The following is a 12,320-nucleotide window of genomic DNA, read 5'->3' as shown; positions in this document are numbered from 1 at the left end:
AGGGGCTGCCAACATGCAACAGGTCATCACTGCCGATCGCGGGCTCGCACTCTGCCTGGACGGTGCCAGCGACTCGACATCGACCACCTGTCTGGCTGTCTCGCGTCTGGGTAGCATCCGTACCGCCGCTGCGACATTTACCTTGTGGGTGCAGTTGCGGGGTCGCGCCTGGGTGGAATCCAAGGAAGGCCGTTTCCGGCTGCGCGCCGGCGACTGGATCGCCTTCGACAAGGACTCGCACCCCACCGTGCAGGCGGATCGCAGCGCGTTGTGCGTCGGCGTCAGCCTGGATGGCACCAGCTTGCAGTCGTTGGCCGAGTTGACCGACGCCACGCTGTATCCAGGTCGCAGCCAGCTGTCGCGCAGCGACCTGCGCATTGCGCTGCGGCTGTGGCGTAATGCGGCGCTGCAGAGCGGCAGCGCATCGGCGCGCCCGTTGTTGCTGCATCTGGCCGCGATGCAGCACGACTTCGTCGAGCAGGAGCAGCGTTGCCCGGGGCGTTCGCGTAGCCGTCGCCGTCAGGTGTTCGGCCGCATGCAACGGGCCCGGCTGTATCTGGAAGGCAACAGCGACCGCGTGGTGCGCATCAGCGAACTGGCGCAGCTGACCAACTTCTCCAGTTGGTATGTGTCCAAGACATTCCAGAGCCTGTACGAAGAAAGCCCGCAGGCGCTGTCGGCACGCTTGCGGCTGGAGCGGGCCTCCGACTTGCTGCGCGATACCTCGATGATGATCGGTGAGGTTGCGGCCGCCAGCGGCTTCGACAATTGCTGCAGCTTCGCACGCGCATTTCGTGCGCGTTTTGGCGTCTCCGCATCGCATTATCGCGAGCAGACAACCAATCCGCCAGATTCGGCAAAGCCACGGAACGTGACGCGCAAAGCGACGGCGTTCACGCAAACGTAATTTGCACGGGGGCGTTTAACGCGCCACTAACGAACCCTGGAGAGATTGATGAACCTTCGCACCTCCGCAGTGCGGCTGGGCCTGTTGCCCGCCGGTATTGCGATCGCGTTGACGCCGGCTTTTGCCGCCAACGCACAAGAGCAGTCCGCCCCGTCGACCACGACGCTGGACCGCATCGAAATCACCGGCTCGCGCATCCGCTCGGTCGACGTCGAAACCGCACAGCCGGTCTTCACCGTCTCCCAGCAGGACATTCAGAAGTCCGGCCTGGTGAGCGTTGGTGACATCCTCCAGAACCTGTCGATTGCCGGCACGCAGACCTATAGCAAGGCTGCCGTGCTGACCTCGGACCCGGAACAGGGCGGCCAGTACGTCAACCTCTACAACCTGGGTGAAAACCGTACCCTGGTGTTGGTGAACGGCAAGCGTTGGACCAGCAGCCTGAACGGCCTGACCGACATGTCCACCATCCCGAGCTCGCTGATCGAGCGCATCGAAGTCCTGAAGGACGGCGCCTCGGCGATCTACGGCTCCGACGCTGTGGCCGGTGTGGTCAACATCATCCTGCGTCAGAACTACGACGGTGCAGAAGCCTCGGCGTACTTCGGCCAGAACGGTCGTGGCGACGGTTCCAAGGAGCAGTACTCCTTCACCGCCGGCACCACCACCGACCGCGCCTCGCTGGTGTTCGGTGTCAACTACACCAACGAAGACCCGGTGTGGGCCAAGGATCGTGCGCTGACCCGTTACTCGGCCGGCCCGAACCACATCGAAGATGGTCTGAGTGCAACCGGCCCGTGGGGTCGCTTCACCTCCAACGACCAGACCTACATTCTCAATCACACCGGTTCGTTCGACGGTAAGGGCGTAGGTGCGGATTCACGCAATCTGGCCAACTACCACAACGACATCACCACCGACGACTACTTCAATTCCGTCGACCAGATGATGCTGCAGCAGTCCAGCCGCAACAAGTCGATCTTCACGACCGGCAGCTACAACCTGACCGACAGCGTGACCTTCAAGTCGACCGCGATGTACTCCGAGCGGGACTCGAACCGTCAGATCGCCGGCTACCCGCTGCAGGCCTCGTCGCAGCCGCAGTTCCCGGTGGCGATCAGTGGCAGCAGCTACTACAACCCGGTTGGTCAGGACATCAACAGCTGGTTCCGTCGTACGGTTGAATTGCCGCGCACCACCGAAAGCAACGTCAAGACCCTGCATTTCGATGCAGCGCTGGAAGGCGTGTTCGACGTCGGCAGCCACGGCTGGAACTGGGACGTTGGCTTCAACTACAACAAGTACGATGTGACGCAGGTTTCGCGCGGCAACATCAACTTGCTGGCGCTGCAGAAGGCGCTGGGCCCGTCGTTCCTCAATGCACAGGGTCAGGTGCAGTGCGGTACCGCAGCGGCTCCGATCGCGCTGGGTACCAGCAATGCGCTGGGCCAGTGCACCCCGTTCAACATCCTGGGTGGCCCGTCGGCCTCCACGCCGAACGCGCTGCAGTACATCAATGCGCTGGGTCAGGCCACCCAGCAGAGCCTGAGCAAGCAGTGGACCGCCAATGTCACCGGTGGTCTGTTCGATCTGCCGGCCGGTGAGCTGGGCTTCGCCGCAGGCGTCGAGCACCGCGAAATCAGCGGTTACGACTATCCGGATCAGCTGTCCAGCGCCGGTTACACCACCGACCTGGCGGCACAGGCCACCGAAGGTCGCTACCAGACCAACGAAGCCTACCTGGAGCTGTTGATTCCGGTGCTGAAGGATCTGCCGGGCGCCAAGGAACTGTCGTTCGACGTGGCCGCCCGTTACAGCAACTACAGCCGCTTCGGCGATACCACCAACAGCAAGTTCAGCTTCACCTGGAAGCCGATCGAAGACCTGCTGGTGTGCGGTACCTACGGCACCGGTTTCCGTGCGCCGACCCTGTCGGACACATTCGGTGGCGGCTCGCAGACGTTCGATACCTTCACCGATCCGTGCGACGCCACCTTCGGCTCGCTGGGCACCGCAGGCGTGGCAGCACGTTGCACCGCTGAAGGCCTGCCGGCGGGTTTCCGTCAGACCGATACCGCAGGCAACCCGGTCACGCGCCGCGACGTGCAGGGCAACGCACCGTTCAACTCGGGCGTGGGCAATGCAGAGCTTGAGCCGGAATACAGCATCACCCGCACCGTGGGCATGGTGTACAGCCCGCATTGGGTGCAGGGCCTGGACTTCTCGCTCGACTGGTACCGCATTTCCATCTCCAACATCATCACCGCCCTGTCGGCCAATGATGTGTTGAACAACTGCTACCTCAACAATCTGGCCAGCTACTGCGCCGACTACGGTCGCGACGCGGTTACCGGCCAGGTCACCACGCTGAGCCGCGGCAACGTCAACCTGGGCCGTCTGGAAACCGAAGGCTACAACTTCGGTGTGCGTTACCGCATGCCGGAAACCGCGTACGGCAAGTTTGCCGTCAACCTGGACACCAACTACCTGGCGACCTACAAGTCGCAGGCAGAAGCCGGTGCCGAGTGGGCGAACTCCGCAGGCTACTGGAACTTCCCGCGCGTGCGTGCCACCTTGGGCCTGGACTGGTCGCTGGGCGCGTTGTCGGCGAACTGGAACCTGCGTTACTACGGCGGCTTCCGCGATTACTGCTGGGATGCAGCGGCAGGCATCGAGTGCAACAACCCGAACTACCAGACCCCGAATCCGGGCTGGGGCGGCGGTACCGGTTCCAACAAGAAGGGCTCGATCTCCTATCAGGACGTCTCTGTCACCTGGCAGGCTCCGTGGGATGGCAGCGTGACCGTTGGTGCCCGCAACATCTGGAACAAGCAGCCGCCGGTGACCTACTCGATCACCAACAGCAGCACTGCGGCGATCGATCCGATGCTGGATTACGACCGCTTCCTGTTCGTGCAGTACAACCAGCGCTTCTGATCATCGAAGCGTCGTAACGAAAAGCGGGCCGAAAGGCCCGCTTTTTTTATGTCCGTCATTCCTGGTGCCGGGATGCGACGAACACAACGCTCCTGCGTTGTGTCGTGCGCGAGCGCTGCGTAGAAACCTGCATAGCCACCTGGAAGGGCACATCCCGTTGTCCAGGACAACCATGCGAAACTGCATGCTGTAACAGCTGCTGCACCCCTTCGCGTTATCTGCAGCGCCAAAGAAAAAGGCGCGAATATCTCGCGCCTTTTCTCGTTTCACTATTCGCACCAAGTGGTGCCGTAACTCACGCCTCGGCAAGCCCCAGCAACGTCTCGGCCTGCTCGCGCCAGGTCGGCAGTCGGGAAATGACGCCGACCTTGGACAGATATTCTTCGTCCACCGTCTCGCCGCTGGCCAGTGCCGTGGCGACATGCACCGCACCGGTCACCCAGAAGCTGCGCAGGCTGGAGCGCTGCGGATGGCGATGGAAGGCCACCGCTTCGATGATCGGCATCGGCAGGCCCCACAGGCCAAGCAGATACGCGCCGGCTTCGGTATGGCCCAGGCGCTCATCGCCGCCTTCCAGAGGCGGTTCGCGCTCGTCGCGCACGCCCGGCAACAGCAGGCCGATGTCGGCCAGCAAGGCGGCGGTGGAGCCGAGTTCGGCGCTGGTGGGGGGCAATACTTTCGCCGCCAGTCGCGAAGAGAGCAGGGCGCGGCGCTGCATCGCGCTACGCTCGGCCGGGGTCAACGTCTGCACCGAGAACACTTCGCTGGCCAGCACCAGGTCGCGCAGCGTCGCCACGCCCAGGCGAGTCACAGCGGTGCGCAGATCGGTGATGCTGCGGCCGCCGGAAAAGAATGCCGAATTGCACAGCTGCAGCACCTTGGCGGCGATCGCCGGGTCGCCGGCGATGAGCTTGGCGATGTCGGCCGCGTCGGCGCCATCGTCTTCTTCCAGCGCATGCATCAGGCTCAGATACAGATGCGGCGGCGAGGGCAGCTTTTCGATGCGCCCGATCGCCGCGCGCAAGCGCGGATTGCCCAGCAGGTCGCGCAGTTCTTCCAGGCTGGTGACGGCTTCGAGCAGGACTTCCGGCGCCAGCGGCATCGGCAGGAAACGATGGGCTACACCGATGATGCGGGCCGGCGGCGTCCGCTGGCCGTCCTGGGCATCGATCAGCGCGATGCGGATGGTGTCCGGGCGCAGCGTGCGGATCTGCCCCAGCAACGTGGCGGCAGTCAGGTCCGGCAACACCGGGGCAACGATGACCGCATCGAAGGGCGACAGGGCCGCAGCTTCGATCGCCGAATTTCCATCGGCCACCTGCTGCGCCTGCCACTGGTCGCCGAGATCGGCGACGTAGTCGACCAGGTCGGACGGAAGACTGGCTTCGTCCCCAACAAACAGAATACGCAAGACACTTCCCCAGAAGTCACCGACGGCGGACGCCGGCCAAACGCAACTCGGTAATGTACCCAATCTACCGGCAGCGGTCACCGGGATCACGGCAAAAGCGTGATCTCGGTCGCTCCGCACGTGCAGAGCAGTGTTACAGCCAACGGCTTAGGGCGCGTCGGAATTATAGCGTTCCACCGATTCGACCAGGATGCGCTTGGCCTCGGCCGCGCCGCCCCAGCCGTCGAGCTTGACCCACTTACCCTTCTCCAGGTCCTTGTAATGCTCGAAGAAGTGACCGATGCGCTCCATCCAGTGGCTGGACACCTGGTTGATATCTTCGATGTGCGCGTAGCCGGAGAAGATCTTCTCGATCGGCACCGCCAGGATCTTTTCGTCGCTGCCTGCCTCGTCGCTCATGCGCAGCACGCCGACCGGACGGCAGCGCACCACCGACCCCGGAACCAGCGGCAGCGGCAGGACCACCAGCACGTCGGCCGGATCGCCGTCGCCGCACAAGGTGTTGGGCACGTAGCCGTAGTTGCAGGGGTAACGCATCGGCGTCGACAGGATGCGGTCGACGAAGATCGCGCCGCTGGCCTTGTCCACTTCGTACTTGACCGGCTCCGAATCCTTGGGGATTTCGATGACGACGTTGATTTCTTCCGGCAGATTCTTGCCAGAGGTGACCAGTTCAAGGCCCATGCGGTTAGCTCCGAGGCGTCAGCAGTGTGTAGAACGCGATTCTACGCGTTCGGCTGTTGCGCTGCAGCGACACTGAATGGGCAATCTTCTGAGGGCCCGGCGCGGCATAGCCTGCATTCATCGCGGGCAGCCGGCTGATCGTGGCGCCCGGGGACGCGGTGCACGCTGCAGACTCATCCACTGCTCGGGAAATACCATGTCCAGGCTCGCACGCTTGCTCGTCGTACTGCTGCTCTCCTTCACCGCCCAGGCGGCCGCTGCCGCAGCGCCACTCCCCACTTACGTGGACGCGGTGGACTGGCCGGCCAATGCCGAAGGCTGGGAGGCCTTCATCGACTTGGAGCAGCGGCTGGACCGTGATTTCGACAATATCTGCGGCGATACCTTCTGCGGAGGCGAATTCAGCGACTACCAGCCGTTGCGCTTTCGCTGCTCGGTCCACCGCGTCACCGGCGTGGTGCGCAGCTGCATCTGGACCTTCGGTGCCAGCGAAGTGAGTGTGGATCCCCGCAGCGGCTACCTTCGCTCGGACAGCCGCGTCTGGCGCTGCACCGCACCGCTGAAAGCCGGCACGCGCCTGGACGAGATGTACCGTGTGCTTGCGGTGACCAACCCCTTGTTCGAGCCGCTGCCGGGCGGCGCGCCGCCGATCTATGATGGCCTGATTGGCTGTCTTTGAGAGATGGCAGCGGAGGGTGTCGTTGCTGGCCACGTTGTCGCCTGTGGCGGCGCGTGCTGGCAGCGTCGCAGGGACGCCAAACGACCGCCAATACGTTCGCTGGGGAGACAGTGACGTCAGTATTGTCCGTCGCGGTAGCCAGCTTTCCCGCGCAATGACCTGCGGCCCTATGGCCGCAGGTCCGAGATCCCTGCGGGCATGCCTTGCTATAACAGCGGCACCAGCAGCAGCGCCACGATGTTGATGATCTTGATCAACGGATTGATTGCCGGCCCGGCGGTGTCCTTGTACGGGTCGCCGACGGTGTCGCCGGTGATTGCCGCCTTATGCGCTTCGCTGCCCTTGCCGCCGAAATGGCCGTCCTCGATGTACTTCTTGGCGTTGTCCCAGGCCCCGCCGCCGGTGGTCATCGAAATGGCCAGAAACAGCCCGGTGACAATGGTGCCGATCAACAATCCGCCCAATGCGCGCGGCCCCAGCAGCAGCCCGACCACGATCGGGACCACCACCGGCAACAACGAGGGCACGATCATTTCGCGGATCGCCGAGCGGGTCAGCATGTCCACGGCGCGGTCGTACTGCGGCTTGGCGGTGCCGGCCATGATGCCGGGGATCTCGCGGAACTGACGGCGCACTTCTTCGACCACTGCGCCCGCCGCGCGGCCCACCGCTTCCATCGCCATTGCGCCGAACAGATAGGGGATCAATCCGCCGATTAATAGACCGATGATCACGGTGTGGTCCGACAGATCGAAGGCGAAGACTTCAGCGGGATTGGCCGCCTGCAGGTTGTGGGTGTAGTCGGCAAACAGCACCAGTGCCGCTAGCGCAGCCGAGCCGATCGCATAGCCTTTGGTGACCGCCTTGGTGGTGTTGCCTACCGCATCCAATGGATCGGTGATCGCGCGCACTTCCGGTGGCAGTTCGGCCATTTCGGCGATGCCGCCGGCGTTGTCGGTGATGGGGCCATACGCATCCAGCGCCACGATCATGCCGGCCATCGACAGCATCGCCGTGGCAGCGATCGCAATGCCATACAGACCGCCAAAGTGAAACGCGCCCCAGATCGCTGCGCAGACCGCGATCACCGGCAGCGCGGTGGATTTCATCGAGATGCCGAGGCCGGCGATGATGTTGGTGCCGTGTCCGGTGGTGCTGGCAGAGGCGACATGCTGCACCGGTGCGTATTGGGTGCCGGTGTAGTACTCGGTAATCCACACGATCAGGCCGGTGAGCACCAGGCCGATCAATGCGCAGGCATAGAGCGACGTCGCGCCATGGCTGTTGTCGCGCATCAGGCTCTGGGTGATCGGCCAATAGGCCAGCGCAGCCAGCACGCCGGAGACGATCACGCCTTTGTAGAGCGCCCCCATGATCGAGCCGCCTGCTTTGACCTTGACGAAGGCCGCGCCCACGATCGAGGCGATGATCGAGACACCGCCCAACACCAGCGGATACAGCACGGCATGCGGCCCGGTTTCGGCCAGGGTCAGGCTGCCGAGCAGCATGGTGGCGATCACGGTGACGGCGTAGGTCTCGAACAGATCCGCTGCCATGCCCGCGCAGTCGCCCACGTTATCGCCGACGTTGTCGGCAATCACCGCAGGATTACGCGGGTCGTCTTCGGGGATGCCGGCCTCGACCTTGCCAACCAGATCCGCCCCCACGTCCGCCCCCTTGGTGAAAATACCGCCACCCAGACGCGCGAAGATTGAAATCAACGATGAGCCAAACGCCAGGCCGACCAAGGCATGCAGGTTCTGCTCCAGCGGCAACCCCATGGCCTGCAGCACGGCGTAGTAACCGGCCACGCCCAGCAAGCCCAGTCCCACCACCAACATGCCGGTGATGGCGCCGCCCCGGAATGCCACATCCATCGCACGGCCGATGCCATGCCGTGCGGCTTCGGCAGTGCGCACATTGGCGCGTACCGAGACGTTCATGCCGATATAGCCGGCCAACCCCGACAGCACCGCGCCGAGCGCAAACCCGATTGCCGTGTACCAGCTCAGAAACAGCCCGACCAATACGAACAGCACGCCGCCGGCGATCGAAATCGTGAGGTACTGCCGATTGAGATAGGCGCGTGCGCCTTCCTGGATCGCCGCCGCGATCTCCTGCATGCGCGCGTTACCGCTTGGCTGCGCGACCACCCAGCGCGCCGACACGATCCCGTACAAAATTGCCAATACCGCACAGCCCAGCGCAAGCCCTAACCCGTAGTGTTCCAGCATGACCCCTCCCAAGAGAATGGATGTCATCCGGTCGGGATGAACCAAGGGCGACGCACGCAACGAGTGACAACCAATACGGACTCGACGGCCAAAAGGGCCGTAATGCGCGTCGCGATGTTCAGGTGGCCGGATCGCGATCGAGTATGCGCCGCAGCTTGCAGGGGTGCCACCACCGCGGCTTTGGCGCGTGGTTCAGTCGCGACATGACAGCCTGCGGCCAACGTGACCGAGCCCATCCAGGAGTAACTATGTCGAACGATGCCGCGTCCAGGTACGCCGCTGTGCTGGCAGCCATGCTGTTTACCGGTAGCGCACTCGCTGCAGAGCCAGCGCCGGAGTTGAAGGCCCGCCCGCCTGGCACTGCGCAAGCCGTCGGTGCAGTACACACTTTGCGACAGATTCCAGAAGCCTGTGCACGCCTCGAAGGCGTGTTTACCGGCAATGCGGCACAGCCCTATACGTTCTCGGTCGTGCGCAGCAGCCCCACCTGTCAGCCACGTGCGCGCTTTGTGGACTACGCCAAAGCGGCACCCAGTGTTGCGGCGGGCTGGATCTTCAACGACGTGATTCGCGTCCCAAGCGCAGCCTGCCCAAGTCAGCAGGCGGTCGTACGCGTGTGGCGCAAACCGGTCGATGCCAAACCACAGCTCGATGGGCAAGGCCAGTCACGCATCTACCTTGAAGATGCCAAGCAACAGGCCGCTGCCGGCAAAGTCCCGCAGGTGCCGATGTTTGCTGCGCAGCAGACGATGGAAGGCAAGGCTTGCCAGTGACGGGTGCGGCATCGACGCGGGAATGCTACGGCTGTTTGCATGGTGCAGACGTCCGCATGGCATGCCGCTGGTAGCTGCATGCCATGCAGTTGACGGATTGATGAAGAGTGATGCCGGTGTCGCTGCCGATACCGATGGCTTTGTTCGCGCATTCGCATCGATACGGTGATTCAAGCATCGCGCATGCTTTAAGAAGCGTCAGTTGCGCGGGTGAATGAGTGTTGCCCCGCGCATTTGGAGTGACCGCTGCCACGGTGAAGCAATTGCATGCGGCCGCGTGTCCGAGCGATCCGGCTTGCCGTCGCCATCGAAGGGCAGGAAGTTATGCATCTTATGCGAGTCGCTGAGCGGTTTGGCGACTGCCGGATTGCGGTCATCGAACAGGCTGCGGTCATTGGCGTAACCGGCCTTCTGCAAGGCGGCGATTTCGTGTGGCGTGGCGTAGAGCTTGACCTGACCATAATGCTTGCTGGCAGCGCTGACCGCATCGCCGGCCATCACGTGGTTGATCACATCGGTGCCACCTTCGGGAATGCGCCGATCCAGGCTGACCGCGCCATAGGCGTTGAAGGTCTCGCCTTTGAGGCCAAAGTGATGTGCCGTGACCTGCGCCAGGTCGCCGCCGAGCGAGTGGCCGGTGACGGTGACGTCAAGCGCTTCGCCGTCCTTACCGAGTTTTTGTGCATAGACCAACGCATGCTTGGTCAACTCAATTGCTTCTACGGCTTGGTTGTTGTGGCGAGCGGCGACCATGCCGCCATCGGTGTAGACACCATCTTGCTTGAGCTCACGCTCAGTCTCAGTGCCCCGATGGGCGACGATGATCTCGTTGGTGTCGATACGCTGATAAATAATGCCCTGATAGCCAGATGAGCTGTCTACATACTCGAGACGCTTGTAAATAACCCCGGCAATATCGACTGGACGACTATCTATGCCTGTTTCTCTAGGTTTTTCATACACATCGTCAGCGAGAGCTGCATATTGTTGGCTCGTAAGGGTCATGGAATCACCTTTTCAGTAGCCAGAGTGACTTTAAAAATGTCATTGCGGGCATTCTCATTGAATTGGTCGACTCTTGATCTGCCGCTATCAGGGAAGTTATCGACATCTTCTTTCGGATATCGTCCTTTCCAAAAGTAAGTAACCTTTGGGGCTGGGCTGTAAATCTCATTCTTAAATAGGGCCGGCTGAAAGCGTGTGTCTTCATGCTTTTCGGTGGCTTTCAGGGAAATCCCAACTCCGTCTAACTCAAAAGAACACGTTCCCTTGCCGTAATAGTCAGCATCGACCATTCCATCTGCATAGATGATCGCCACATAGGTGGTGTCATTGACTTTGCTAAAGTGGATAGGTATCCCATCTTCACTGGATTTATTCCAGACACCTGCAGTAGGTTCGATTGGCGTGCATTGCTTGTGGTTGGTCATTTCATAGAATGCTGTCCCCGAAATCCACTCGAACGGCCCCGGTGCATCCTCAATGGTCATGGTGATGCGATACGCCTGCGTCGGATGCGGGTTCTTCTGGTAGACCGGATCGGTGCTATTGCTCTTTGCGTCAGCTTGTGGGGAAGGGGCATCCATGGGCTGGCATCCTGCAAAGAAGAAGGACGTGAGGAGGAAAGCGAAAAGGCCGACAATCTTGAGGGTCATTGGAGAAGCTTCTGCTGCCTTGGCGTATTGCGCGATAGATGACTACGCGGCTTTGGCGGGAATTGGACGGGTGATCCACGCTGCCACTGACATTGTGCCAGCGCGACAACAAGAAGGGATAGGGTCCGCAGAAGTTCAAGAACCAACTTATCGATTAACGCCCCAGGCGAACCACTGCTGCCTAGAAAGCCGCACGCAGTGCATGGAGTGGAAGCCAACTACTGCACGCTATGGTTGGTGCGTTTCAATAATGTTCAAATATTGGTTCCGAGCAGGCGCTATAAATTACTTTGCACTGATCCTCCGGATTCCTGCGTTCATAAGCTGTTTGTGCGGATTCAGATGCCTTTTCAATTGTTTGATCTGCAAAGAATTGTACATTTCCCGTCAAGTTGGGTTTGCCATTGATCTGTGGTTCCCCAATGGCAATGCATTGATTTCTATAAGACAAACCAATTTTACAATCTTTTTCGCCGTGCTTTGAGCAGCGAGCGAGTGCATCACTCTCCGCTTCCGCTTTTGATAGCTTTCCGGTCGTTACCCCGAAATTTCGCTCCAAATCCAGTGATCCCATTGCAACAGCTCCCCACGTTTTGATCCATTTTCCTAGAGGGCGCGGTTCTGCTTGGCCTGCACCTCCTTGCGGAATCGGCGCGCATGCTGCTACTCCCTGACCTCCTATGGGATACTGGCCAGGCGGGCAGCCTTGCTCTGCTCTCGCAGTCACCGAGAAAACTAAAAATAGAACGCATACATAGAAAGTAATTCTCATCGCGAATAAGCCTGTATTTCTTAACTGAAGCTACTATCTTTAGGGCCAGCTAAACCACGTGACCCAGATGGCTGTGAGGTTATACCTTGATCTGGATTTCGCGTTAGATTGCCATTGCCAACGTTTCCGCCGCTGATTTCGTTAGAGGGTCTGTTATTATCTCGTCCAACCTGTGCAGGCATATACGACCCAGCCGGCTGGCCCTGAGGGCCTGGGGATGCCGTATTGTTAAACGCGGTGTAGGACAGGAATGTGCCCATATTGCCCT

At 61.2% G+C, this 12,320-nt stretch carries 9 protein-coding genes and 1 pseudogene; 4 read left to right on the top strand and 6 right to left on the bottom strand.

Annotation, left to right across the window (positions count from 1 at the left end):
- Positions 1 to 13: 13 nt before the first annotated feature.
- Both XdyCFBP7245_RS20700 and XdyCFBP7245_RS20695 read left to right on the top strand, forming a co-directional pair.
- Complete coding sequence (locus XdyCFBP7245_RS20700; RefSeq protein ID WP_104617293.1) at positions 14 to 907, top strand: helix-turn-helix domain-containing protein; 894 nt, start codon at positions 14 to 16, stop codon at positions 905 to 907.
- Between the two features lie 48 nt (positions 908 to 955).
- Positions 956 to 3,844 carry a TonB-dependent receptor plug domain-containing protein gene (locus tag XdyCFBP7245_RS20695; RefSeq protein WP_170068729.1) on the top strand — a complete coding sequence of 963 codons (2,889 nt, stop codon included), beginning with the start codon at positions 956 to 958 and terminating at the stop codon, positions 3,842 to 3,844.
- A gap of 295 nt (positions 3,845 to 4,139) precedes the next feature.
- Here XdyCFBP7245_RS20695 and XdyCFBP7245_RS20690 read toward each other — a convergent pair whose 3' ends face one another.
- On the bottom strand, positions 4,140 to 5,255 hold the full coding sequence (locus XdyCFBP7245_RS20690; protein ID WP_104617291.1) for an HDOD domain-containing protein: 1,116 nt from the start codon (positions 5,253 to 5,255) through the stop codon (positions 4,140 to 4,142).
- A gap of 147 nt (positions 5,256 to 5,402) precedes the next feature.
- On the bottom strand, positions 5,403 to 5,939 hold the full coding sequence (gene ppa / locus XdyCFBP7245_RS20685) for an inorganic diphosphatase (RefSeq protein WP_005990841.1): 537 nt from the start codon (positions 5,937 to 5,939) through the stop codon (positions 5,403 to 5,405).
- A 196-nt stretch (positions 5,940 to 6,135) separates the two neighbouring features.
- Between ppa and XdyCFBP7245_RS20680 the strand changes: the two genes are divergently transcribed.
- The gene (locus XdyCFBP7245_RS20680; protein WP_104617290.1) at positions 6,136 to 6,618 is read left to right on the top strand and encodes a hypothetical protein; all 483 of its coding nucleotides are present in this window, start codon (positions 6,136 to 6,138) and stop codon (positions 6,616 to 6,618) included.
- Positions 6,619 to 6,824: 206 nt separating this feature from the next.
- Here XdyCFBP7245_RS20680 and XdyCFBP7245_RS20675 read toward each other — a convergent pair whose 3' ends face one another.
- Complete coding sequence (locus XdyCFBP7245_RS20675; RefSeq protein WP_104617289.1) at positions 6,825 to 8,852, bottom strand: sodium-translocating pyrophosphatase; 2,028 nt, start codon at positions 8,850 to 8,852, stop codon at positions 6,825 to 6,827.
- A gap of 248 nt (positions 8,853 to 9,100) precedes the next feature.
- On the opposite strand from XdyCFBP7245_RS20675, the gene XdyCFBP7245_RS20670 reads away from it, so the two are divergent.
- On the top strand, positions 9,101 to 9,625 hold the full coding sequence (locus XdyCFBP7245_RS20670) for a hypothetical protein (protein ID WP_104617288.1): 525 nt from the start codon (positions 9,101 to 9,103) through the stop codon (positions 9,623 to 9,625).
- A gap of 282 nt (positions 9,626 to 9,907) precedes the next feature.
- Here XdyCFBP7245_RS20670 and XdyCFBP7245_RS20665 read toward each other — a convergent pair.
- From XdyCFBP7245_RS20665 to XdyCFBP7245_RS20655, 3 genes and pseudogenes are all read right to left on the bottom strand, one after another.
- A pseudogene (locus XdyCFBP7245_RS20665) lies at positions 9,908 to 10,630 on the bottom strand (Tle-like phospholipase domain-containing protein); the annotation flags it as partial.
- On the bottom strand, positions 10,627 to 11,280 hold the full coding sequence (locus tag XdyCFBP7245_RS20660) for a hypothetical protein (RefSeq protein ID WP_170068728.1): 654 nt from the start codon (positions 11,278 to 11,280) through the stop codon (positions 10,627 to 10,629). The pseudogene XdyCFBP7245_RS20665 and the gene XdyCFBP7245_RS20660, both read right to left, overlap by 4 nt.
- Before the next feature lie 244 nt (positions 11,281 to 11,524).
- Complete coding sequence (locus XdyCFBP7245_RS20655) at positions 11,525 to 12,052, bottom strand: DUF4189 domain-containing protein (protein ID WP_104617287.1); 528 nt, start codon at positions 12,050 to 12,052, stop codon at positions 11,525 to 11,527.
- Between the last annotated feature and the right edge of the window lie 268 nt (positions 12,053 to 12,320).

Source organism: Xanthomonas dyei (assembly GCF_002939865.1).
GTDB classification, from domain to species: Bacteria; Pseudomonadota; Gammaproteobacteria; order Xanthomonadales; family Xanthomonadaceae; genus Xanthomonas; species Xanthomonas dyei.
This window is presented reverse-complemented; position numbering and strand designations above follow the sequence as displayed.

Bases quoted from the DNA above. Each gene is read 5' to 3' on its own strand.
- XdyCFBP7245_RS20670 (WP_104617288.1), top strand. From the start codon at position 9,101: ATGTCGAACGATGCCGCGTCCAGGTACGCCGCTGTGCTGGCAGCCATG.
- XdyCFBP7245_RS20675 (WP_104617289.1), bottom strand. From the start codon at position 8,852: ATGCTGGAACACTACGGGTTAGGGCTTGCGCTGGGCTGTGCGGTATTG.
- XdyCFBP7245_RS20660 (WP_170068728.1), bottom strand. From the start codon at position 11,280: ATGACCCTCAAGATTGTCGGCCTTTTCGCTTTCCTCCTCACGTCCTTC.
- ppa (WP_005990841.1), bottom strand. From the start codon at position 5,939: ATGGGCCTTGAACTGGTCACCTCTGGCAAGAATCTGCCGGAAGAAATC.
- XdyCFBP7245_RS20700 (WP_104617293.1), top strand. From the start codon at position 14: ATGCAACAGGTCATCACTGCCGATCGCGGGCTCGCACTCTGCCTGGAC.
- XdyCFBP7245_RS20680 (WP_104617290.1), top strand. From the start codon at position 6,136: ATGTCCAGGCTCGCACGCTTGCTCGTCGTACTGCTGCTCTCCTTCACC.
- XdyCFBP7245_RS20655 (WP_104617287.1), bottom strand. From the start codon at position 12,052: ATGAGAATTACTTTCTATGTATGCGTTCTATTTTTAGTTTTCTCGGTG.
- XdyCFBP7245_RS20695 (WP_170068729.1), top strand. From the start codon at position 956: ATGAACCTTCGCACCTCCGCAGTGCGGCTGGGCCTGTTGCCCGCCGGT.